General features: G+C 69.8%; 18 protein-coding genes. 10 read left to right on the forward strand and 8 right to left on the reverse strand.

Annotated features, from left to right (window positions below; genetic code table 11):
• Positions 1-165 precede the first annotated feature (165 nt).
• Positions 166-1,569, forward strand: a complete 1,404-nt coding sequence (locus tag CTP10_RS25245) for an MFS transporter (RefSeq protein ID WP_116321443.1) — start codon at positions 166-168, stop codon at positions 1,567-1,569.
• Between the two features lie 65 nt (positions 1,570-1,634).
• Here the strand turns inward: CTP10_RS25245 and CTP10_RS25250 are convergent, their stop codons facing one another.
• Complete coding sequence (locus CTP10_RS25250) at positions 1,635-1,943, reverse strand: hypothetical protein (protein ID WP_116321444.1); 309 nt, start codon at positions 1,941-1,943, stop codon at positions 1,635-1,637.
• Positions 1,944-2,140: 197 nt separating this feature from the next.
• Here CTP10_RS25250 and CTP10_RS25255 point away from each other — a divergent pair, with 197 nt between their 5' ends.
• The gene (locus CTP10_RS25255) at positions 2,141-2,362 is read left to right on the forward strand and encodes a DUF2188 domain-containing protein (protein ID WP_116321445.1); all 222 of its coding nucleotides are present in this window, start codon (positions 2,141-2,143) and stop codon (positions 2,360-2,362) included.
• A gap of 63 nt (positions 2,363-2,425) precedes the next feature.
• Here CTP10_RS25255 and CTP10_RS25260 read toward each other — a convergent pair whose 3' ends face one another.
• The 4 genes from CTP10_RS25260 to CTP10_RS25275 all read right to left on the reverse strand — a co-directional run bounded on the left by CTP10_RS25260 (position 2,426) and on the right by CTP10_RS25275 (position 4,917).
• Complete coding sequence (locus tag CTP10_RS25260; protein ID WP_116321446.1) at positions 2,426-2,752, reverse strand: hypothetical protein; 327 nt, start codon at positions 2,750-2,752, stop codon at positions 2,426-2,428.
• A gap of 95 nt (positions 2,753-2,847) precedes the next feature.
• Positions 2,848-3,126, reverse strand: a complete 279-nt coding sequence (locus tag CTP10_RS25265) for a BON domain-containing protein (protein ID WP_116321447.1) — start codon at positions 3,124-3,126, stop codon at positions 2,848-2,850.
• A 16-nt stretch (positions 3,127-3,142) separates the two neighbouring features.
• A complete protein-coding gene (locus CTP10_RS25270; protein ID WP_116321499.1) occupies positions 3,143-3,706 on the reverse strand; it encodes a BON domain-containing protein in 564 nt (187 codons plus the stop codon).
• A gap of 68 nt (positions 3,707-3,774) precedes the next feature.
• Positions 3,775-4,917, reverse strand: coding sequence for a flavodoxin family protein (locus CTP10_RS25275; protein ID WP_116321448.1), 1,143 nt, complete (start codon positions 4,915-4,917; stop codon positions 3,775-3,777).
• 251 nt (positions 4,918-5,168) lie between these two features.
• On the opposite strand from CTP10_RS25275, the gene CTP10_RS25280 reads away from it, so the two are divergent.
• The 3 genes from CTP10_RS25280 to CTP10_RS25290 all read left to right on the forward strand — a co-directional run bounded on the left by CTP10_RS25280 (position 5,169) and on the right by CTP10_RS25290 (position 6,772).
• Positions 5,169-5,774 (forward strand): DUF421 domain-containing protein, encoded by a 606-nt coding sequence (locus tag CTP10_RS25280; RefSeq protein WP_116321449.1) that lies wholly within the window; start codon positions 5,169-5,171, stop codon positions 5,772-5,774.
• Complete coding sequence (locus CTP10_RS25285) at positions 5,771-6,349, forward strand: CinA family protein (protein WP_116321450.1); 579 nt, start codon at positions 5,771-5,773, stop codon at positions 6,347-6,349. Before CTP10_RS25280 ends, CTP10_RS25285 begins: the two co-directional genes overlap by 4 nt.
• An 81-nt stretch (positions 6,350-6,430) precedes the next feature.
• Entirely contained in the window at positions 6,431-6,772 is a 342-nt protein-coding gene (locus CTP10_RS25290) for a hypothetical protein (protein WP_116321451.1), read from the forward strand.
• A gap of 52 nt (positions 6,773-6,824) precedes the next feature.
• Here the strand turns inward: CTP10_RS25290 and CTP10_RS25295 are convergent, their stop codons facing one another.
• Genes CTP10_RS25295 through CTP10_RS25305 form a run of 3 tightly spaced genes read right to left on the reverse strand, consistent with a single transcriptional unit; the run spans position 6,825 to position 8,357 of the window.
• Complete coding sequence (locus CTP10_RS25295) at positions 6,825-7,451, reverse strand: diguanylate cyclase (protein ID WP_116321452.1); 627 nt, start codon at positions 7,449-7,451, stop codon at positions 6,825-6,827.
• 30 nt (positions 7,452-7,481) lie between these two features.
• A complete protein-coding gene (locus CTP10_RS25300) occupies positions 7,482-7,937 on the reverse strand; it encodes a PA2169 family four-helix-bundle protein (protein WP_116321453.1) in 456 nt (151 codons plus the stop codon).
• Positions 7,938-7,973: 36 nt separating this feature from the next.
• Complete coding sequence (locus tag CTP10_RS25305; RefSeq protein ID WP_116321454.1) at positions 7,974-8,357, reverse strand: hypothetical protein; 384 nt, start codon at positions 8,355-8,357, stop codon at positions 7,974-7,976.
• A gap of 342 nt (positions 8,358-8,699) precedes the next feature.
• On the opposite strand from CTP10_RS25305, the gene CTP10_RS25310 reads away from it, so the two are divergent.
• From CTP10_RS25310 to malQ, 5 genes are read left to right on the forward strand one after another with little or no spacing between them, the layout of a single operon-like run.
• Positions 8,700-12,092, forward strand: a complete 3,393-nt coding sequence (locus tag CTP10_RS25310; RefSeq protein WP_233528231.1) for an alpha-1,4-glucan--maltose-1-phosphate maltosyltransferase — start codon at positions 8,700-8,702, stop codon at positions 12,090-12,092.
• A gap of 21 nt (positions 12,093-12,113) precedes the next feature.
• Entirely contained in the window at positions 12,114-15,476 is a 3,363-nt protein-coding gene (treS, locus tag CTP10_RS25315) for a maltose alpha-D-glucosyltransferase (protein ID WP_116321456.1), read from the forward strand.
• A 41-nt stretch (positions 15,477-15,517) separates the two neighbouring features.
• Complete coding sequence (gene glgB, locus CTP10_RS25320) at positions 15,518-17,764, forward strand: 1,4-alpha-glucan branching protein GlgB (protein WP_116321457.1); 2,247 nt, start codon at positions 15,518-15,520, stop codon at positions 17,762-17,764.
• Positions 17,761-20,001: a glycogen debranching protein GlgX gene (gene glgX, locus CTP10_RS25325; protein ID WP_116321458.1), complete on the forward strand. Its 2,241-nt coding sequence runs from the start codon at positions 17,761-17,763 to the stop codon at positions 19,999-20,001. The genes glgB and glgX overlap by 4 nt, the downstream gene beginning before the upstream one ends.
• The gene (gene malQ / locus CTP10_RS25330) at positions 19,998-22,256 is read left to right on the forward strand and encodes a 4-alpha-glucanotransferase (protein ID WP_116321459.1); all 2,259 of its coding nucleotides are present in this window, start codon (positions 19,998-20,000) and stop codon (positions 22,254-22,256) included. Before glgX ends, malQ begins: the two co-directional genes overlap by 4 nt.
• Positions 22,257-22,336 lie beyond the last annotated feature (80 nt).

The raw sequence follows: 22,336 nt of genomic DNA on the forward strand, positions 1-22,336 counted from the left end.
CGGGCGCGGCCAGGCCGCGTCCCATTCCGCTCTTTCCCCGCGCTTTTCCCCCGGCTGACCCCGGGCCGCCAACGAGCGCGCAACAGACGCGCCCGGCGGCGCCATCCCTGGCTGCAACCATCCCGACGCAACGCCCGCAGCCGCCACCGTACGGAGACAAACAGCATGAGCCATCCGGTCTCAGGGGACCTTGCGTCCCTGCATCTGACGCCCGCGACCCCCACCACCCTTCCCGGACTGCCAGCGCTGGCGGCGCGCGAGGAAGACGCGCTCTACCGCAAGGTGTGGCTGCGCATCATCCCGTTCCTGTTTATTTGCTACGTGGTCTCGTTCCTGGACCGCATCAACATCGGCTTCGCCCAGTTGCAGATGAAGCAGGACCTTGGCTTCAGCGATGCCATGTACGGCCTGGGCGCCGCGATCTTCTACGTCGGCTACGTGCTGTGCGAAGTACCGAGCAACATGCTGCTGGCGCGCTTCGGCGCGCGCCGCACCTTCACCCGCATCATGGTGCTGTGGGGCCTGGCCTCGGTGGGCATGATGGCCGTGTCGACGCCGGCGCAGTTCTACACGCTGCGCTTCCTGCTGGGTGTGTTCGAGGCGGGCTTCTTTCCCGGCATCGTGCTCTACCTGACCTACTGGTTCCCGGCACGGCGCCGCGCCGCGGTGATGGCGATCTTCTTTGCCGGCGTGGCGGTGGCGGGTGTGCTCGGCGGCCTGGTCTCCGGCTGGATCATGCGCGACATGGCCGGCGTGCTCGGCCTGCAGGGCTGGAAGTGGATGTTCGCGATCGAAGGCGCGCCCGCGGTCTTGCTGGGACTGATCGCCGCGCGCTGCCTGGTGGACGGCCCGGAACAGGCCCGCTGGCTCAGCGCCGACGAGCGCGCTTACCTGACACGCGCCGCGGCGGGCGAGGCGGGCAACGCGGCCGAAGCGAGAAAAGGCGGCCATTCGCTGCAGGCGCTACGCACGGTGCTGCGCAACCCGCGCGTGTACCTGTTCGCCTTTATCTACTTTTCGCTGACCTGCGGCTCGCTCGCGCTGAGCTTCTGGATGCCGCTGATCATCCGCGACTTCGGCATCAGCGACGTGATGTCGGTCAGCCTGTATTCGGTGGTGCCCAATGCCGTCGGCGCGGTGGGGCTGATCCTGATCGCGCGCCATTCGGACCGCAGCGGCGAGCGCCACCGCCATTTCCTGCTGTGCACCGCCGGCGGCGCGCTGGCGCTGGCCGCGCTCACGCTGCACCCGTCCAGCCTGGCGGCAATGCTGGCGATCCTGTCGGTTGCCGCGGTGCTGATCTTTGCCGCGCTGCCGGTGTTCTGGTCGCTGCCGCCCAGCTACCTGCCGGGTGCGAGCGCAGCGGCCGGCATCGCCATGATCAGCAGCGTCGGCATTACCAGCGGCATCGTCAGTCCGTGGGTGATCGGGCAGATCAAGACCCGCACCGGCAGCCTCGACCATGCGCTGTTGCTGCTGGCGGCGCTGCTGCTCGCCAGCGGGCTTGCGATGTGGCTGGGCGTGCCACGCCAGCCCGCGCAAGAATCCCGCCAGGCCGACCAGGAGTAATCAGAAGGCAGGCCTGCCACGGGTTTCGTCAAACCGGAATGTCCGCACCCGAGCGGGTGCGGCGCTTAGTGGGACCGGCCGCAGGGGATGACCTGCGCGATCTCCTCGCGCACCACCTCGACCACATCGTCGATCTCCAGCCCTTCAGCCGTCACCAGCACATCCTGTCCGCGGCCGATCGCGTAGACCACGCCGCGCCAGCGGCCGGGCTCGACCGCTTCGTTCAGGCGGATATTGAATTCGGTGTCCTGGTCCTGGCTGTACACGGTCACCAGGTCGCCAACCTGGGGTGCCCGCACAGCTTCTCCGTCGAACGCCCGTGCCACCACGGTCACCGGCGACTGCGTCAGCCCCCTGGCAAATCTTGCACGCATGGCCCGCTCCTCTAATGCAATCCAAATCCAGCTTACAAGAGGGCCGCCAAATAACCAGAAATTTCAGCGCGGAAGTCGGGCTTGCTGCCCTCCGCGCATTGTCCAGGGCTACTTCTCCGGCCTGTCAGACGCCGCCGGATAGACAGCCGGCGTAGATCGCCGACAATAAAGGAATCGACAGCCGAGGAGACAGCAAAATGGGCACCAGCATACACGTTGTGCCGCATCAGGACGGCTGGGATGTGATCCGCGAAGGCGCCCGCTACGCCGAATCCCACCATGCCACCCAGGAAGAAGCCATCGCCGCCGCGACTACGCAGGCGCAGCGCGACCGTGTTGAATTGCTGATCCATGGCCGCGATGGCCAGATCCGCTCGCGCAACAGCTTCGGCCACGATCCGCGCACCATACCGGGCTAAGCCCCGATCCCGAGACCGCGCCGGGAGCGCCGGAAACCTGGCCATCCCGGCTATAAAACCTGGCTACAAAATCTGTTTGCGGGATTTCGGCGCCTTCGGCTCCGAAGCCGGATAGTCGTATCGCTGCGCCGACTGCGGCCCCTCGTTCACCGCGGGCGACCCCGGCGTGGCGGGCGTGGCCGGTGTCGCGCGGCCGCTGCTTGCAGAAGGGGAAGCTGGCGTGGCTGGCGTGGCTGGCGTGGCGCGGCGCGTATCGCCTTGCCCCGGCTTGACGTCGGATGCGGCTGTGCCAGGGGCGCGCGTGTCGGCGCCTGGCCGCGTGGTCGTGGTCTGGGCCCAGGCCGGCACGCTCAGCAACGCGGCCAGTGCAAAGCTTGCAAGGTGCTTCATGGCGGTCTCCTTGATTGGTCGGCCAACACGTTTGTTCCCGGCCGTGAAGCCGGGGCCGAAGCGAAAGTCGTGCCATAGCCCTCACGCGACGATGCCTACCCCCCGGTACGGTCCGGCGCCACGCGCACGTGGTTGACCACTTCGCGCACGCCGCCAGCCGCGCGAATGCAGGCTTCGATCGCTTCGCTGCCCGCCTGCGTGCCGATCGCGCCCTCGATGGTGACGCGCCCATCGGCGATGTTGAGTGCGATTTCGCTGACATCCAGGCCGCTGTCCCACAGGCGAGCGCACAGCTTTGCCTGCAGTGCGGTGTCGGCGGCCGTGACAGCCGTGCCGCGTGGATTGGTGCGCGGCGGATTCGACGGATCCTGCATGCGTGGCCCTCCGGCGTCAGTACATGCGCATGCCGTGGCCGGGGTGCACCGCCGAAGTGTCGCCCCGCGCCACGCGCAGGTGGTTGACCACCTCCCTGACGCCATAGACCTCGTCGGCGACATCCTCGATCCCGTACTTCTGCTGGCGCTGCGGCACGCTGCCCTCCAGCGTGACCACGCCCTGCTCGACTCGAACCTCGACATCTTCCACCTGCAACCGCGCACTGTGCGCGAGCTGCTCGCACAGGTCCTCCAGGATGCGCGCGTCGCTGCGCTGATAGTTGCGTGGGCCTACCGGCCGAGCCTGGCGCGGGCCGCCGCGGTAAAGGTCCATGCGCTCGTTGTAGCCGGTGAACTGGCGGTAAGGATCGCGCCCGCGCGGCGCCTGCCGGGCGCGTGCCTCGGGCGGGCTGCCGGACTGCCCGCCCTGCGTGCCCTGCGTGCCGCCGAACTCGCCGGGGTCCACCGGCTCGTCGTAGTCGTAGACGCCATAGGCGCCCACGTAGTGGCTGCGCATGTCGGTGTCTGGCCCGGCGCTTTCATGCCAGGGTTCTCCACGCCGGTTGTCTCTACGGTCCATTGTCGTCTCCGCTTGCAGCACCGCAATCTGCAGCACCGCGATTTTCAGCACCGCTAATTACAGCACCGCTATTTCTGCCGCGGCGGCAGCAGGCCGCGGTCGGGCTCGCTGAGCTTGCCGGCGCGCAGCTGCTGCACCGCGCACGCCAGCGCGCGTGCCACGTTATCCACCTCGACCTGCACGCCTTCATCCTCGTCCAGTTCAGCGTGGCTGGTGGCATAGGGCTTGTAGTAGCCGATAAACCGGTCCAGCCGAGCCTGCTGCCCGGCATCGACCAGGCCCATCCAGTCGAGCCAGTCGGACAGCGCGCGACGCACGCCTTCGATGCCGGCCACGTCCCCGTGGACCACCAGTCCGTAGGTACGGCCTGCGAGGTGCTTGGGGTAGTCCCACCCCGCCAGTTCGACCGACTTGGCACGCACCGCGTCCTTGCCCTGCGTGCTGGTCGGATCCGGGTTGCCACCGTCGGCGCAGACCAGCCGGTCCATCATCAGCTTCAGCGGACTGGTGGCCTGGTACCAGTAGACCGGCGTGACGATCAGCACGCCATGGCAGCCGGCCCAGCGCGGATAGATCTCGTTCATCCAGTCGTTGACCTGGCCGAGCGCGTGGTTGGGGTAGCAACTGCACGGCCAGTGGCACAGCGGCATCGACGTCGAGACGCAGCCCTTGCATGGATGGATGTGCAGGTCGGCATCAGAGGTCAGCAGGCTCAGGTCGAGCATATCGACTTCCATCGCCTGCGCTTCCAGCGTGGCGCGCGCACGTTGTGCCAGCCGCCAGGACTTTGACATCTCGCCGGGGCAGGTGTAGTCGTTGCGCGCGGCGGCACAGACCAGGAGCACGCGCGACGGCGTGGCGGGGTCGGCCTGGCGTTGCTGGGCCGCGCGGATCGCCTCGCTGGCGGCACGCCATTCGTCGGACAACTCATAGTCCGGATCGGCGAAGCCGGGTCCCGCCTTGCGCTTCAGCGGCGCCTTGCGGCCTTCCTGGTACGCCTCCCACGCAATGCGCTCAAGCCGCGCCAGCGCATCATCCTCCGCGCGGTATGCGGGGTCGGTGAAGCGCGCCATGAAGCGCTGCCGGAAGGTGTCGCGCGGAACCGGCCCGGTCACCTGTCCTTTGCGCACGTCGGCGGGGTCGCCCGGATGCCGCGGCTTGCGGGGTGCATCCGGCGCCGGCGGGTCCGGCTTGTGCGTCGGGTCTGGCATAGGTGTCTCCGTTGGTTCTCTCGTGCATGCCCTGCTACCGGACATGCAAGATAGACGCCATCGTCCGTCACCAAGTGCGCCGCGCGCTGCCACGCAGCTTTTACAAGGTCCCGGCTGACGCTGCATGTACATTTTTCCCCGCTTGGGCGCGCCAATGACGCGGGCACGACGCCCGGGCGGCGCCTGGCCGGTGACACCACGCTGGCACGGAACCTGCCGCCGCTGCCATAAATTCCACTCCGGGTGCCGACATGGACATCGTGGAAATTCTGGCCGATCTGATGCGAAACGCCGTGGGCGAAGGCGATGACCTGTTGTGGTGGCAAGGCGCGGTGCGCGCCGCGATAGTCTTCGTCGGCACCTGGGCGATGCTGCGGCTGGCGGGGCGCCGGGCCTTCGCGCAGAAGTCTTCGTTCGACCTGTGCATCGTGCTGCTGCTGGGCGCGGTGCTGGCGCGCGTGGTGGTAGGTGCGACGTCGTTCGCGGTGGCCTTCGCCGCCGCGTTCGTGCTGGTACTGCTGCACCGCGCGGTGGGCTGGCTGTCGGGCCGCTATCCCGCCTTCGACCGTCTCACCGGCGGGCATGCGCTCGATCTGCTGAGCCAGGGGGAGCTGGATAGCGGGCGGGTGCGCCGGGCCATGCTGACCGAGGAAGACCTGCAAGCCAACCTGCGCGCGACGCTGCAGACCGACAGCTTTGCCGACCTGACGCGCGTAGTGCTCGAGCGCGACGGCAAGGTGACGTTCGTGCGCCAGCCCAGGGACGACGAGCCCGCGAAGCAAAGCCCGGCTGCGGCCACGCCGACCGTGTCGCGCGGCAATGGGGTGCCGGTCCGGCCCCGGAGTGCGCGTCAATGAGCCGCCCCGAGGCTGCCACCGGCTCCGGCGATCACCGCAGCGTCGCCCGTTATCTGCGGCGCCAAGGGATCCACGTGGTCACCGCGGAATCGTGCACGGCGGGACTGATCGCCTCGCGCATCGCCGAGGTGCCGGGCTGCGGCGATGTCCTGTATTGCGCCATCGTGGCGTATTCGCCGTCGGCCAAGGAGCAGTTGCTGCGTGTGCCCACGGAAACCATCCGCCGGCACGGCCTGACCAGCGAAGAAGTATCAATGGCGATGGCGCTTGGCGCGATGCAACTCAGCGGCGCCGACCTGGCTCTGGCGAACACTGGTGTCGCCGATGACGGCGGCGATGGCGACACGCCGGCCGGCACGCAGTGCTTTGCGTGGGTATTCCGCCGGCCCGGCCATGCCGGCCATGATGTGCTGGCGGCGCCGGCGGGCGTGGCGGTGTTCACGGAAACCCGGCGCTTCCCCGGCGAGCGCAACGCCGTGCGGGAAGCCGCGGCGGACTGGGCGCTGGCCCGGATCTGCCATTACCACGAACTGGCGCGCCGCGGCGAAGGCAACCGCACCGCGGCCCGCGACTGAATTGCCGGCCACGCCTCGCGGCGCAACGGCATAACCCAGGGCCCTGGGCCCGACCGACGTAGTCTTGCAATGGAGACCCATATGAAACGCATCCTCGCTACCACGGCACTGGTCGTCGGCGCCGCGCTCTGCCTGCCGGCCTTCGCCCAACAGGCTCCGGCCTCGCCTACCGCGCCGAATCCAAGCGCGCCACCGATCGAAGGCGCCGGCGCTTCGCGCAACCAGCCAGCCGCCACCGACATGACCACGGCACCGGCCGACACCACCAAGGACACCGCCAAGAAGTCCAAGGCGAAATCCGGCAAGGAGGCAAACACCGCCCGCAGCAAGAAGCCACGCGAACAGGGCACGCCGTCGGCACCGACCGCCGATGCGCCAAGCGGCCCGAAGGGCGATTCACCGGACCCGGCGCCCAAGCAGTAAGCGCGATCCCGGCGGAGCTGCAGCGGACGGGCTCACGCCGGATGGGCGCTGCCTAGGTATCCCCGCGCAGCGCCCGGGTCGCCTGCGCCAGCGCGGCTTCGCGCTCGCGCTTGCGCCAGCGGTGGCAGCGCCACAACTCTTCCAGGTAAGGCAGGCCGGCCAGCAAGGCTACCGCGACGAACAGTCCGGCCAGGTAGCCCGGCGGCAGCGGTGCGGGTTTCCATGCCAGCGCCAGCCGCGCCGGTTCGCTGCCCGCGCCGAACAGCGCCAGGAACTGGCCCCAGTACATCACCACCACATATGAGGCGGCAGCCATCGGCAGGACTTCGAGCAGGCTATGCATATGCTGCTCGACCGGCGCGATACGGCGGCGCTTGCTCGCGTACTGCACGTCCCACCACGCCGTGGCCTCGTGGAGCACGAGCGCCGCCAGCACCACGGCGATCACCAGCGCATTGACCTCCAGGAACAGCACCATCAGAAGGGGCAGGCCGACCCCGGCCAGCATCAGCATGTGCAGCCAGGATTCGCGCACGCCGGCGTTGCGCTCGATGTGCGTCAGGCGGTGGCACAGCCAGTCGCCCGCGCCGGCCAGCAGCCACAGCGGCACCAGGCCGTACATCAGCACCAGGCGCGCGGCATGTTCGAACGCTTGCAGGTCTGCAGCAGCAGTGGGCATGGTGGATGAGACAGTGTCCCGATTGTTCCCTTACGGACGCGCCGGTTGCGACGGTTGCGACGGTTGCGAACGGTATTGTTCGCGCAGCACCCGGAACAGCTCATGGCTGACCTGCACGCCGCGGTACTGGCGCCGCACCACCGCGCGCAGGCGCGAGCCCAGCACGTGCGCGCGGAGCGCGCGTGCATAGCGCCGCTGCACCGCCTGTTCGCCCTTGCTGACCGCGTGCAGGATGGCGCGATCCGAACGGTGCTTGCCGGAGCCGGCGCTGCACGCCGCGGCCGGCATGGCCTCCGGCAACTGCCCGAGCTGCAGCAGGCACGCCTGCAGTTCCTGCGCCGCCAGGGCAAAGGCATTGGCGCGGCTGGTCAGCACCGACTTGAGATGCGGATTGGCAGCGGCGAGCGCCGCGCGCCGGCAATCGTGTTCGCCCTCGCGCGAGACCGCGATGAGCGCGTTGAGCACCAGGATCTTTTTCTTTGCCATCGCACACCTGCCTGGTCCGCGGCCGGACCCGTAGAGTCATCGATCAGGGCCGGCCGAGCCCGGCGGTTGCCGGCGGTCGCCCCGCAGCTGGCGCATGTCGGCGCCGGACAAGGATAGTGGCCCCGCGCCCGCGTTGCCAGTGCTGTCGCGCGCCGCGTTGAAGGCCCGGTGCGATGCCGCTTGCCCGGCCTTGCGCGCTTCGCGCATGCCGCGCAGGTTCATCACGATCAGCGCCAGCTGCAGCACGATCAGCGCGTAGGCATCGCCATGCCATCCCCAGGCGATCCACAGCACGTTGCTGGCCATGAACACCCAGAAACCTGCGCGGCGCCGCGCAATGGAGCGCGACCCGACCAGCCATGTGGCAAGCACCGTCACCACCATCGCCGGCCACTGCGTAGCCTCCAGCCACCAGTCCATGCACGTTTCCCCGGTTGGTCCATCGTGACAGCGGGCAAGAAGCGTACCGGGCAATGCGCCTTCGGGCCGCGTGTGTGGCACCCGGCCCTCGCCCGGCAGCTTCTTGCCATCGGTCATGGCGAAGCCGGTACTTTTTACAAGCGGTAGCGTCAGGCGCACATTGCCTTTCGGCGGAAATCCTTTGGCGCGGCCGGGCTCCGCCGCATATCTTCAATCGTGCAGGCGCGCTGGCACGCACTTCGCATGGGTGTGCCATCCCGCCGGCTGGCCGTCTGGCGCCGGGCGGGACATTGTTGCTCCGCCGGAGCGAACCACCGGGAGGATTTTGTGCGGATCTGCCAGATGGACCTGACCGGAACGCCGGACGCCGACGAACACGCCCTGCAACGCGTGGCGGCGCTGGGCTTCGACCACGTACTGATCGGCGGCTGGCCGCACCTGTCCGGGACTGACACGCTGGCGGCGTGCAGCCGGCATGGGCTGGCGCCGCTGCTCGACATTTCACTGGACCGCTCCGGCACCGACGGGGAAGGCGCCACCGATCCCGACTGGATCGATGCCGCGGCCCCCGCTTTCGCGCCTCACGAGACCGACAACCATCTGCCCGGCGCGCGCCTGCGCTGGCATGACCCGCGCGTGGCCGAAGCGCTGGTGCAATGGTGGGCCGCGCGGCTGCGGCTGGCATGGGCCTCGGGCGCTGCCGGCTTTTGCTGTCGCGCGCCGGCACGCGTGCCCGGCAGGCATTGGGCAGCGCTGGCCGACACCCTGCGCAACGACGCCACCCCGCCCGAAGCGCGCGGCACGCCGCTCCTGCTGGCGTGGACGCCCGGCCTGACGCCCGCGCAGCTCGACGACCTGGCTTCCGCCGGCTTCGATGGCGCCTTCTGCTCGCTGCCGTGGTGGGACTTCCGCAGCGCCTGGCTGACCGAGGAGATCGCGCGGCTGCGCCGCTTCGGCCGGGTGCTGGCCGCACCCGCGCTGACCCCTGCCAGCCAGGATGCGCTGAGCGCACGGCGCGCGCTGTGGACCGCCGCCGCCATCGGCGACGGCATCCTGGTGCCAGCCGGTTTCGAGACCGGTGGCGCACTTGCACGCGACCCCCTGGCTCCCGACGGCGCCGGCCAGGACGGGGCGCCATACGACATCACGCATGAGCTGCTGGAGGCCACCACCTGGCTCGCCTCGCGCGATCCCGCGCCGGCGCTGGCGGTGCGGCTGCTCAGCGGGCCCGAGGCGCCGCTCACGGTGCTGGCGCGGCTGCCCGCACCGAACGGCCTGTGCACGGATCCGGCCACGGGCAACGGCTTTGCCGAGCCAGATGGCGCCGCGGCGCTGATGGTGGTGGTCAATCCCGATCCCATGGCACCCGGCACGCTTGGCGCAGACCGCATGCTGAGCGCGCTGCCGCACGCCAGCGCCCACCTTGAAGCCACGCCAGGCGGACCCGGCGGCACGGTGAATGCCAGCAACCGGCTCGACGCCCTGGGGTCGATCACGCTTGCCCCCGCCGACATCCGCCTCTTTGAAGCGCCGCCGGTGCCGCTGACCCGGCCCGGCATGCCACGCGCCGATGCGCGCGCGCCGCACGGACACGAGACCCTGGCCGCAACCGGGCTGGGCAGCGTGGTCGCCGCCATGGAAGCGCCGCGCGTCGCCATCGAACGCGTCGAACCCGCCTGCGACGACGGCCGCTTCGCGGTGCGGCGCGTAGTGGGCGAACGCGTGGACGTCAGCGCCGATATCTGGATGGACGGGCACGACAAGCTCGCCGCCGTCGTACTGTGGCGTGCCCCGGGCGAGACCGACTGGCACGAAGAGCCGCTGCAGCCCGTGGTCAACGACCGCTGGCAAGGCAGTTTTCCGCTGGTGGCGCTGGGCCGCCATGAATTCACCGTCGAGGCCTGGCGCGATGCCTATGCCAGCTGGCTCGACGAGATCAGCAAGAAGCGCGCGGCCGGGCTCGACGTCAGCCTGGAAACCGAGGAAGGCGCACGACTGATTGCGGACGCGCTGCTGGGTCCCGGGGGCAAGAGCGGCAAGAACGGAAAGAAAGGCAATGGCAGGAAGAACGGCCAGAAGCCTGCGTCGGACAGCGAATTGTCCGCCATCGTCGAGGACCTGACCGCCGCGGCGGGCGATGACAAACGCCGTCTTCAGATCCTGCTGTCGCCCCGCACCGCGGCCGCCATGCAGGCTCACATGGCCACCCCGGCGGGCAGGCAGTTCGCCTCGCGCCACCCGGTGGCGCTGCCGGTAGAGGCCGACCGTCTCGCGGCGCGCTACGCCAGCTGGTACGAGCTGTTCCCGCGCTCGCAAAGCAACGACGAGCAGCGCCACGGCACCTTCGACGATGTCATCACACGGCTGCCCGCCATCCGCGCAATGGGCTTCGACGTGCTCTACTTCACGCCGATCCACCCCATTGGCCGTACCCACCGCAAGGGCCGCAACAACAGCCTGCGCGCCGAGCCCGACGACCCGGGCAGCCCGTATGCGATCGGCGGCGACGAGGGCGGGCACGATGCCTTGCATCCCGAGCTGGGCACGTTCGACGATTTCCGCCGCCTGTGCAATGCCGCCGCCGCGAACGGGCTGGAGATCGCGCTCGACTTCGCGATCCAGTGCTCGCCCGACCACCCGTGGCTGAAAGACCATCCAGAATGGTTCGCGCACCGCCCCGACGGCTCGCTGCGCTATGCCGAGAATCCGCCCAAGAAGTACGAGGACATCGTCAACGTCGACTTCTACGCCGCGCCGCCCGCCGGCGCCGCGCTGTGGCAGGCGCTGCGCGACGTGGTGATGTTCTGGGCCGACCACGGCGTGCGCATCTTCCGCGTGGACAACCCGCATACCAAGCCGCTGCCGTTCTGGGAGTGGATGATCGCCGACGTGCGCGCCCGCCACCCCGACACCATCTTTCTGGCCGAGGCCTTCACGCGGCCGAAGATGATGGCGCGGCTGGCCAAGCTGGGCTTCAGCCAGTCGTACACCTACTTCACCTGGCGCAACACCAAGTGGGAACTGACCGAGTACCTGACCGAGCTGACGCAGGGCCCGCTGCGCGAATTCTTCCGCCCGCACTTCTTCGTCAATACGCCGGACATCAATCCCTATTTCCTGCACCACGGCGGCCGCCCTGCGTTCCTGATCCGCGCGGCGCTGGCCACCTTGCTGTCGGGGTTGTGGGGCATGTACAACGGCTTCGAGCTGTGCGAGAGCGCACCGTTCGTGCTCGACGGCAAGGTGCGCGAGGAATACCTCGACTCCGAGAAGTACCAGCTGCGCGCCCGCGACTGGCACCAGCGCGGCAACATCGTCGCCGAGATCTCGCGCCTGAACGAGATCCGCGCCGGCCACCCCGCGCTGCAGAGCCACCTGGGGCTGCGCTTCTACCATGCCGGCAGCGATGCGGTGCTGTGGTTCGCGCGCTTCGTTCCCGGCACCGACTACCTGTTCGGCGATGACGTGCTGCTGGGCGCGATCAACCTGGACCCGCGCAGCGCGCACGAGACCGACATCGAACTGCCGCTGTGGGAATGGGGCCTGCCCGACCATGCGCGCGTGGCCGTGCACGACCTGATGCGTGGCCAGCGCTTCGAGCTGCAGGGCAAGCACCAGCGCATCCGCCTCGACCCGGCGCAGTTGCCCTTCGCGGTGTGGCAGGTACGCCCGCTGGACCGGCCGGCGCCGCGCCCCGCCGCCGCCCCGGTGTCGACCGACCCGCACGGCGCCTGACCGGCATACGTGGAGACACGGATGAAACGCCTCACCGAAACCGCCAGCGCCGCATTGCTTAACGCCGACCCGCTCTGGTACAAGGACGCGGTCATCTACCAGCTGCACATCAAGTCTTTTTTCGATGCCAACGGCGACGGCGTGGGCGATTTCGCCGGCCTGCAGGCCAAGCTCGACTACCTGGTCAACCTGGGCGTTGACACGATCTGGCTGCTGCCGTTCTACCCCTCGCCGCGCCGCGACGACGGCTACGACATCGCCGACTACCGCAGCGTCCACCCCGACTACGGCACGCTGGCCGAGGCGCGCCGCTTTGTCACCGCGGCGCATGCGCGCGGGCTGCGCGTGATCACGGAGCTGGTCATCAACCACACCTCCGACCAGCACCCGTGGTTCCAGCGGGCACGCAAGGCCAAGCCCGGCTCGGCCGCGCGCAGGTACTACGTCTGGTCCGACCATGACCAGTCCTACGCCGGCACGCGCATCATCTTCTGCGACACCGAGAAGTCGAACTGGAGCTGGGACCCTGTCGCCGGCGCGTACTTCTGGCACCGCTTCTATTCACACCAGCCCGACCTGAACTTCGACAACCCGCAGGTGCTCAACGAAGTGCTGTCGGTGATGCGCTTCTGGCTCGACATGGGCATCGACGGGCTGCGGCTGGACGCGGTGCCATACCTGGTCGAGCGCGAAGGCACCAGCAACGAGAACCTGCCCGAGACCCACGCCGTCATCCGCAGCATCCGCGCGCATCTGGACCAGCACTTTCGCGGCCGCATGCTGCTGGCGGAGGCCAACATGTGGCCGGAAGACGCGCAGCAGTACTTTGGCCTGACCGGCCCCGAACCGGAAGGCGACGAATGCCACATGTGCTTCCATTTCCCGCTGATGCCGCGCATGTACATGGCCATCGCGCGCGAAGACCGCTTCCCGATCACCGACATCATGCGGCAGACGCCGGAGGTGCCGCCCAACTGCCAGTGGGCCATTTTCCTGCGCAACCATGACGAACTGACGCTGGAAATGGTGACCAGCAGCGAGCGCGACTACCTGTGGGAGGTCTACGCCACCGACCGGCGCGCGCGCATCAACCTGGGCATCCGCCGCCGGCTGGCCCCGCTGATGGAGCGCGACCGCCGCCGCATCGAGCTGATGAACAGCCTGCTGTTCTCGATGCCGGGCACGCCGGTGATCTACTACGGCGACGAGATCGGCATGGGCGACAACATCCACCTGGGCGACCGCGACGGCGTGCGCACGCCGATGCAGTGGTCGCCCGACCGCAACGGCGGCTTTTCGCACGCCGACCCTGAGCGGCTGGTGCTGCCGCCACTGCAGGGGCCGCTGTACGGCTACGAAGCCGTCAACGTGGAGGCGCAGGCGCGCGACCCGCATTCACTGCTCAACTGGATGCGGCGCATGCTGGCGCTGCGGCGCAAGCACCGCGCATTTGGCCGCGGCACGCTGCGCTTCCTGTTTCCCGGCAACCGCAAGATCCTGGCGTACCTGCGCGAGCACGAGGGCGAACACATCCTGTGCGTGGCCAACCTGTCGCGCGCGCCGCAGGCGGTGGAGCTCGACCTGTCCGCCTTCAATGGCCGCGTGCCGGTCGAGATGATGGGCGCCACGCCCTTCCCCGCCATCGGCACGCTGACCTACCTGCTGACGCTGCCTCCCTATGGCTTCTACTGGTTCGTACTGAGCGACGAGGCGCAGCCGCCTTCGTGGCACGTGGAGGCGCCTGAGCAGATGCCAGACCAGATCACCCTTGTGATGCAGAACATCGGCCGCCCCGAACTGACCGATGCGTCGCGCCGTGCCCTGGCCACCGAGGTGCTGCCCCATTACATCAGCCGGCGCCGCTGGTTCGGCAGCAAGCACGAGCGCATCGAGCGCGTCGGCATGGCGTACCTGCTGCCCTTCACGCGCGGCAGCAATGGCGAGGATGTCTACCTTGGCGAAGTCGAGGTGGCGCTGTCAGGACGCACCGAACGCTACCAGCTGCCAGTCGGCATCCTGTGGGACCGCGAGAGCGCCGACGGCGTATCGCAGCTGGCGCATGGGCTGTCGATGGCGCGCGTGCGCCAGGGCAGCCGCGTAGGGCTGGCCACCGACGGCTTCGTGGTCGAACCGTTTGCGCGCGAGGTGGTGCAGGCGCTGCGCAAGGGCGTGGAGCTGCAGGCCGGCCCGGACCGGATCCGTTTCCGCGCCGAACCGGGCCTGGCCGCGCTGGAACTGGAACGCGACCCGATCGAGTGGATGTCGGCCGAGCAGTCGAACAGCTCTCTGTCATACAACAACACCGCGGTGCTCAAGCTGGTGCGGCGGCTCTCCGGCGGCATCCATCCCGAGGCCGAGATGACGCGCTACCTGACCGCGCAAGGCTATGCGCACTCGGCGCCGCTGCTGGGCGAGGTGGTGCGCACCGGCGCCGACGGCGTACCGCATACGCTGATGCTGCTGCAGGGCTACATCCTGAACCAGGGCAACGGCTGGGACTGGACCCTGGATTACCTGAGCCGCGTCATCGACGATGCGCTGCCGGCCAAGGAAAGCGAGGACGAGTTCGCCGAAGCCATGAATGGCTACGCCGCGCTGGCGGGCACGCTGGGGCGTCGCCTGGCCGAGCTGCATGCCGTGCTGGCGCGCCCGTCCGACGACGAGGCCTTTGCGCCGGTGCCCGCCACCGAGGCCGACGCGCGCGACTGGGCCGCGCAGGCCATGCAGGCGCTGGAACGCGCGCTGGCGCTCGTCGACAAGCGTGCCGACAGCGTCCAGGGCTCGGTGCGCCAGGCGTTCGACGCCGACGTACAGACGCTGAGGGACGCGCGCGACGCGCTGCCCGCGCTGGTCGCGCAACTGGCCGCGGCGGCGCCCGGCAGCCTGCAGACGCGCTTCCACGGCGACTTCCACCTGGGCCAGGTGCTGATCGCGCAGAGCGACACCTACCTGGTCGACTTCGAAGGCGAGCCTGGCATGCCGCTGGACTGGCGCCGGCGCAAGACCTCGCCGCTGCGCGACGTGGCCGGCCTGCTGCGCTCGCTCGACTATGCCGCCGCCACCGTCGGCACCGACCGCCAGGAACGCACCCATACCGAGCTGCCGCCGCAACTGGCGGAGCGCCGCGCGCTGCTGCTCGATCGTTTCCGCACCACCGCCAACGAGGCCTTCCTGAACTGCTACCGCCAGCATATGGAAGCGTCGCCAGCGCCCTGGGCCGACCCGGCGCAGCTGCAGCCGCTGCTGGACCTGTTCCTGCTCGAACGCGCCGCCTACGAGGTCGACTACGAAGCCGCCAACCGGGTGGCGTGGATCGACCTGCCGGTCAGCGGGCTGGCACGCCTGCTGCGCAAGCTGCTGGCGCAGCCGGGAGGCCAGCCGTGAGCCCCCCGACCACGGCAACGCGCGGGGCACCTCGCAGCGGCATGCTGCCGGGACACGAACTCGATGCGCTGCTGGGCGCGCGCCACCACGACCCGTTCGCCGTGCTGGGCCCCCACCGCGACGGGGATGGCGGCCTGCTGGTGCGCGCCTGCCTGCCCGGCGCGGTCGCGGTGCAGCTGGCTGCTGCCGACGGCACCACGCTGGCCGAGATGGAACGGCTGCACCCCGGCGGCATCTTCGCCGCGCGCCTGCCCGGGAACGAGCGCCGCGCCACGGCGTCGGACTACCGCATCCGCGTGACCTGGCCTGACGGCACCGAGCAGTGCAGCGCCGACCCCTACGCCTTTGACGTGCTGCTGGGCGAACTGGACCTGCACCTGATCGCCGAGGGCCGCCACTTCGAGCTGGGCGAATGCCTGGGGGCGCAATGGCAACGCGTCGACGGCATCGACGGCGTGCGCTTCGCGGTGTGGGCGCCGAATGCGCGGCGCGTGTCGGTGATCGGCGAATTCAACGGCTGGCACCAGGCGCGCCATCCGATGCGGCTGCGCCATCCCAGCGGCATCTGGGAGCTGTTCGTGCCGGCCGCGCTGGGCGCGGAGCCCGGCAGCCGCTACAAATACGACCTGCTCGACCCGCACGGCACCGAGCTGCCCGACAAGGCCGACCCGCTCGCGCTCGCCACCGAAGCGCCGCCAGAGACCGCCTCGGTCGTGACCGCACCGGGCAAGGGCGCGCCGCCGTTCGAATGGCACGACGCCGACTGGATGGCACGCCGCGACGCAGCCGATCCCTACACCCTGCCGATGTCGGTCTACGAAATCCATGTCGGCTCGTGGCTACGCGCCGCCAACGACAACCGGCACGGCTGGGACATCCTGGCCGAGCGGCTGGTGCCATACGTGCAGGAGCTCGGCTTCACGCATATCGAACTGCTGCCCATCACCGAGCACCCCTTCGGCGGCTCGTGGGGCTACCAACCGCTGTCGCTGTACGCGCCGACCGCGCGGCTGGGGCCGCCGCAGGCCTTCGCCGCCTTTGTCGACCGCTGCCACCAGGCTGGCATCGGCGTGATCCTGGACTGGGTGCCGGCGCACTTTCCGACCGACCCGCACGGGCTCGCGCGCTTCGACGGCACCGCGCTCTACGAGCACATGGATCCGCGCGAAGGCTTCCACCAGGACTGGAACACACTGATCTACAACCTCGGCCGCAACGAGGTGCGCGGCTTCCTGCTGGCCGGCGCGCTGCACTGGCTGGAGCACTTCCATGCCGACGGGCTGCGCGTGGACGCGGTCGCTTCCATGCTTTACCGCGACTACAGCCGCCAGCCGGGGCAATGGGTGCCGAACCGCTACGGCGGCCGCGAGAACCTGGAGGCGGTCGCGTTCCTGCGCGAACTCAACAGCGTGGTCCATGAACGCTGCCCCGGCGCGCTGACCATCGCCGAGGAATCCACCGCCTGGCCCGGCGTCACCGCCAGCGTGGCCAGCGGCGGGCTCGGCTTCGACTTCAAGTGGAACATGGGCTGGATGCACGACACGCTGCGCTACCTCGGCCACGAGCCGGTACACCGTGCCTGGCACCACCAGGACATGACCTTCGGGCTGGTCTATGCATGGTCCGAGGCCTTCGTGCTGCCGCTGTCGCATGACGAAGTCGTGCACGGCAAGGGCTCGATGCTTGGCAAGGCGCCTGGCGACGACTGGCAGCGCTTTGCGGGCCTGCGTGCCTACTACGGTTTCATGTGGGCCCATCCGGGCAAGAAGCTGCTGTTCATGGGTGGGGAGCTGGCGCAGTGGCAGGAGTGGAACCATGACGCCGAACTCGACTGGGCGCTGCTGGACCACCCCATGCACCGCGGCATGCACACGCTGGTGCGCGACCTGAACCGGCTCTACCGCGAACTGCCGGCGCTGCACGCGCTCGACCACAGCCCCGAGGGCTTCCAGTGGGTGGTCGGCGACGACAACCACAACAGCGTGTTCGCGTGGCTGCGCCGCGCCGCGCCGGGCAGCCGCGAGGTCGTGCTGGTGGTGGTCAACATGACGCCGGTGCCGCGCCAGGGCTACCGCATCGGCGTACCCTTTGCCGGCACCTGGCAGGAATGCCTGAACACCGACGCCGGGTGCTACGGCGGCAGCAATGTCGGCAACGGCGGCGCCGTGACGGCGGTGGACGTGCCCTCGCACGGCCAGCCGGCCTCGCTGGCGCTGACGCTGCCGCCGCTGGCCACGCTCGTGCTGCGGCTCGGCCATGCAGAGGGTGAACAAGGCGCAACGACATGACCCGACCCTTCGCGGACCGGCTTCTCCCCGGCAAGCCATATCCACTGGGCGCCCACTGGGACGGGCTGGGGGTCAACTTCGCGGTGTTCTCGGCGCATGCCTCGCGCATCGACCTGTGCCTGTTCTCCGAGAACGGCCGCAAGGAACTGGCACGCATGCCGCTGCCGGAATGCACCGACGAGATCTGGCACGGCTACCTCCCCAACGCGGCACTCGGCACGCTGTACGGCTACCGCGCGCATGGCCCCTACGATCCCGCGCACGGGCACCGCTTCAACCCGCACAAGCTGCTGCTGGACCCCTACGCGCGCCAGCTGAGCGGCCCGGTGCGCTGGGCCGATGTGCTGTTCGGCTACCGCCTCCAGAGCGCGCGCGGCGACCTGACGCCGGACCGCCGCGACAGCGCCCAGAGCATGCCCAAGGCGGTGGTGATCGACGAAAGCTTTCACTGGGGCGACGACCGCCCGCCCGCGGTGCCGTGGCCTGCCACCGTCATCTACGAGGCCCACCTGCGTGGCCTGTCGATGCTGCGCGACGACCTGCTGCCCAACCTGCGCGGCTCCTTCGCCTCGCTGTGCGACCCGCGCTTTATCGACCACCTGGTGCAGATGGGCATCACCACCGTGGAGCTGCTGCCGGTACACGCCATCCTGCAGGACCGCTTCCTGCTGGAGCGCGGGCTGCGCAACTACTGGGGCTACAACACCATCGCGTACTTCGCCCCGGAACCGGCGTACCTGGGCACAGGGCAGTTGCAGGAATTCAAGGTGGCGATGCGGCGCCTGCATGCAGCCGGCATCGAAGTGATCCTGGACGTGGTCTACAACCACACCTGCGAGGGCAACGAACTGGGGCCGACGGTATCGTGGCGCGGCCTGGACAACGCCAGCTACTACCGCCTGATGCCGGGCGACGAGCGCCACTACATCAACGACACCGGCTGCGGCAACACGCTCAACCTGTCGCAACCGCGCGTGCTGCAGATGGTGATGGACTCGCTGCGCTACTGGGTGGAGTGCTACCACATAGATGGCTTCCGTTTCGACCTGGGCAGCACGCTCGGGCGCGAGGGCAACGGCTTCGACCAGGGCTCGGGCTTCTTCGATGCGCTGATGCAGGACCCGGTGCTGAGCCGCGTCAAGCTGATCTCGGAACCGTGGGACCTGGGCCCCGGTGGCTACCAGCTCGGCAACCACCCGCCCGGCTTTGCCGAATGGAACGACAAGTTCCGCGACGCGGTGCGCCGCTTCTGGCGCGGCGATGCCGGCAAGCGCGGCGAACTGGCCGCGCGGCTGGCGGCCTCGGCAGACATGTTCGACCGGCGCCACCGGCGCCCGTGGGCCAGCGTCAACTTCATCACCGCGCACGACGGCTTTACGCTGGCGGACCTGGTCAGCTACAGCAGCAAGCACAACGAAGCCAACGGCGAGGACAACCGCGACGGCACCGACGACAACGCCAGCGCCAACTGGAGCCCGGACGGCAGCATCGAAGGCCCGACCGACGACCCGGAGATCCTGGAGCGCCGCAATCGGGTGGCGCAGGCGCTGATGGCCACGCTGCTGCTCGCGCAAGGCACGCCGATGCTGACCGCCGGTGACGAATGGGGGCGCACCCAGCACGGCAACAACAACGCCTATTGCCAGGACAACGAGATCTCGTGGCTGCACTGGAAGCAGGCCCAGACGCCCGGTGCGCAGCCGCTGCAGCACATGGTGCGACGCCTGCTCGCACTGCGCCGGCGGCTGCACGCGCTCACCGGCGACCGCTTCGCCCACGGGCGCCAGGAACCGGCGCGCGGCATCGCCGACATTGCCTGGTTCGATACCGACGGCAAACCGCCCACCCCCGAGGAATGGGCAGACCCGGAAGTCCGCACGCTGGCACTGCGCCGCGCTGCCCCGCCGCCGCAACCTGAGCGTCCGCAACTGGGTTCGATGCCGGAAGAGGAGGAGGACGAAGACGATGCGCGCACCGTGCAGGTGACGCTGCTGCTGCTCAACGCCGGCGAGGCCGATGCGTCGTTCCTGCTGCCCGAGCCCAGGCTGGCCTGGACCCGGCTCTTCGACAGCAGCCGTCCCGAAGCCACCGAGTCCGAGCTTGCCGGCGATGCGGTGGGCGAAAGCCAGGTGGTGCCGGGCCATTCGCTGGTGCTGCTGGCCGCCCCGGCCCGCAGCCGTGAGAGCCCGCACCAGGAAAGCCCTCCGCTGGGCGCGCCGCAGGAGACACAGGAATGACCCGACGTACGCACGCGCCGCCCCCCACGCCACTGCAGAAGCTGGCGCTGCGCGCGGACCTGCAGCCGCATTGGACGGATGCATGGAGCCAGCCGCAAACCGTGTCCGACGACGCGCTGCGGCGCGTGCTGGACGGCCTTGGCCTGCCCTGCTCGACGCCTGGCCAGTGCGAAGCCTCGCGCGCCTGGCTCGCGGCCGATGACGCCGCCCATACGCTGCCGCCGCTGGTCACCGCCGAACGCGGCCAGCCGGTGGCGGTGCCATGGCCGCACACGCTGCCGGAGCGCGCTTACCGGCTGACGCTGGAAGACGGCGCCATCGTGACCGGCACCGCAGTGCGCGCGCACGCGGACGGTAATCCGGCCGGCACCATGCTGCTGCCGCCCATCGATGTTTGCGGCTACCACCGGCTCGAACTGGGCGATGCGCAAACGGTGCTGGCGGTGGCTCCCGCACGCTGCTACGGCGTAGCGGACGCGCTACGTCACGCCGGCCGCGCCGCTGCCGGCGCCGGCGCACGCCCATGGGGCCTGGCAGTACAGCTCTACAGCCTGCGCCGCGGCGCCAACTGCGGCATGGGCGACCTGACCGCACTGGCCGGGTGTTGCACCAGCGCCGCTGCCCTGCACGCCGACGCGGTCGCGATCAATCCGCTGCATGCCGGCTTTGCCGCGCTGCCGCAGCGCTACAGCCCGTATGCGCCTTCCAGCCGGCTGTTCCTGAATCCGCTGTACGCCGATCCCGCCGCGATGTTCGGCCAGGCAGCGCTGGACGCGGCCATCGCCTCGCTTGGCATCGGCGAGCAGCTGGCCGCCCTCGAAGCGCTCTCGGAAATCGACTGGATCGCGCTGGCGCCGCTGCGCTACGCCGTGCTGCACTGGCTCTGGCAGCGGCGCGAAAGCCTGCTGCCGCGTGCGGCGCTGGACGACTGCGCCGCCTTCCGGGCGCGGGGGGGCACTGCGCTGCATGCGCACGCCTGCTACGAGGCGATCCAGGCGCAGCGGCTGGCCGGCTCCACCAACGGCATGAACCACGCGTCGGCGCCCGACTGGCGCTGCTGGCCGGTCACGCTGCGCTCGCCCACCGACGCCGCGGTGGCGGCCTTTGCCCGCGACCATGCCGACGATGTGGCCTGCCACGCCTTCCTGCAATGGCTCGCCGCCGATGGCATGGCGCGTGCGCAGCGCGCCGCGCGCGACGCCGGCATGGCGGTCGGCGTGGTCTGCGACCTGGCCGTTGGCGCCGACCCGGGCGGCAGCCAGGCATGGACCCGCCAGCAGGAAATCCTGGCCGGCTTCCATGCCGGCGCGCCGCCGGACCTGTACAACCCGCTCGGCCAGGACTGGGGCGTCGCGGTGTTCTCGCCGCGCGGCCTGCGCCAGCACGGTTACGCCGCCTTCCTGGAAATGCTGCGCGCGAACCTCTCCCACTGCGGCGGGCTGCGCATCGACCATGTGCTGGGCCTGGCGCGGATGTGGCTGGTGCCCGCCGGCGCATCCGCCAGCGACGGCGCCTACCTGCGCTACCCGCTGAACGACCTGCTGCGGCTGGTGGCGCTGGAATCCTGGCGGCACCGCGCCATCATCATCGGCGAGAACCTCGGCACGGTCCCGCCCGAGCTGAACGCGGCGCTGGCCGCGCGCGGCGTGCTCGGCATCGACGTGCTGTGGTTCCAGCGCGAGGCAGTGACGGCGGCCAAAGCCGATGCCGAAGCCGATGCCGATCCAGCCGTCGAAGCCGATCCCGTCGCGCCGTTCCAGCCACCCGCGCAGTGGCCGCCCGAGGCCATCGCCACCACCTCCACGCACGACCTGCCCACCGTCGCCGGCTGGTGGGCCGGGCGCGACCTCGACTGGCGCGACCGGATGAAGCTGCTCGCGCCCGGCGAAACCCTGGCGCAGGCGCAGGCGGGCCGAGCCCGAGAGCGCAGCGCGCTGTGGCAGGCGCTGAACCAGGCCGGGCTATGTCAGGGCCAGGAGCCCGATCCCGCGCACGCACCGCTGGACGCCGTGCTTGCCTGGCTGGGCACAGCCCGCACCGCCATGCGCGTGGTTCCGCTGGAAGACCTGCTGGGCGAGGCCGAGCAGCCCAACCTGCCCGGCACCACCAGCGTCCATCCCAACTGGCAGCGCCGGCTTGATGCCGACGTGCGCGCGCTGGCCGACGCGCCGGAACTGCGCGCCCGCGCGCAATCGATTCGGCAAGCCGTTCGCAGTGGCCGTCACCGCACCCTGGATCCGCCACCGCGCGGCTAGCCGCAAGGATCGGCGCGCGAAGGTGGCGCCCACCCCACCCGCGCCGCGATCCGGGCGCGCACTGCTCTCCCATCCGCTAA

The organism is Cupriavidus sp. P-10, from assembly GCF_003402535.2.
In the GTDB taxonomy this organism is placed as follows: domain Bacteria; phylum Pseudomonadota; class Gammaproteobacteria; order Burkholderiales; family Burkholderiaceae; genus Cupriavidus.

Bases quoted from the DNA above. Each gene is read 5' to 3' on its own strand.
- CTP10_RS25280 (WP_116321449.1), top strand. From the start codon at position 5,169: ATGGACATCGTGGAAATTCTGGCCGATCTGATGCGAAACGCCGTGGGC.
- glgB (WP_116321457.1), top strand. From the start codon at position 15,518: ATGCTGCCGGGACACGAACTCGATGCGCTGCTGGGCGCGCGCCACCAC.
- CTP10_RS25260 (WP_116321446.1), bottom strand. From the start codon at position 2,752: ATGAAGCACCTTGCAAGCTTTGCACTGGCCGCGTTGCTGAGCGTGCCG.
- CTP10_RS25270 (WP_116321499.1), bottom strand. From the start codon at position 3,706: ATGGACCGTAGAGACAACCGGCGTGGAGAACCCTGGCATGAAAGCGCC.
- CTP10_RS25255 (WP_116321445.1), top strand. From the start codon at position 2,141: ATGGGCACCAGCATACACGTTGTGCCGCATCAGGACGGCTGGGATGTG.
- CTP10_RS25300 (WP_116321453.1), bottom strand. From the start codon at position 7,937: ATGGCAAAGAAAAAGATCCTGGTGCTCAACGCGCTCATCGCGGTCTCG.
- CTP10_RS25275 (WP_116321448.1), bottom strand. From the start codon at position 4,917: ATGCCAGACCCGACGCACAAGCCGGACCCGCCGGCGCCGGATGCACCC.
- CTP10_RS25285 (WP_116321450.1), top strand. From the start codon at position 5,771: ATGAGCCGCCCCGAGGCTGCCACCGGCTCCGGCGATCACCGCAGCGTC.
- malQ (WP_116321459.1), top strand. From the start codon at position 19,998: ATGACCCGACGTACGCACGCGCCGCCCCCCACGCCACTGCAGAAGCTG.
- CTP10_RS25295 (WP_116321452.1), bottom strand. From the start codon at position 7,451: ATGCCCACTGCTGCTGCAGACCTGCAAGCGTTCGAACATGCCGCGCGC.
- CTP10_RS25265 (WP_116321447.1), bottom strand. From the start codon at position 3,126: ATGCAGGATCCGTCGAATCCGCCGCGCACCAATCCACGCGGCACGGCT.
- CTP10_RS25305 (WP_116321454.1), bottom strand. From the start codon at position 8,357: ATGGACTGGTGGCTGGAGGCTACGCAGTGGCCGGCGATGGTGGTGACG.
- glgX (WP_116321458.1), top strand. From the start codon at position 17,761: ATGACCCGACCCTTCGCGGACCGGCTTCTCCCCGGCAAGCCATATCCA.
- CTP10_RS25245 (WP_116321443.1), top strand. From the start codon at position 166: ATGAGCCATCCGGTCTCAGGGGACCTTGCGTCCCTGCATCTGACGCCC.
- CTP10_RS25250 (WP_116321444.1), bottom strand. From the start codon at position 1,943: ATGCGTGCAAGATTTGCCAGGGGGCTGACGCAGTCGCCGGTGACCGTG.
- treS (WP_116321456.1), top strand. From the start codon at position 12,114: ATGAAACGCCTCACCGAAACCGCCAGCGCCGCATTGCTTAACGCCGAC.
- CTP10_RS25290 (WP_116321451.1), top strand. From the start codon at position 6,431: ATGAAACGCATCCTCGCTACCACGGCACTGGTCGTCGGCGCCGCGCTC.
- CTP10_RS25310 (WP_233528231.1), top strand. From the start codon at position 8,700: ATGGACCTGACCGGAACGCCGGACGCCGACGAACACGCCCTGCAACGC.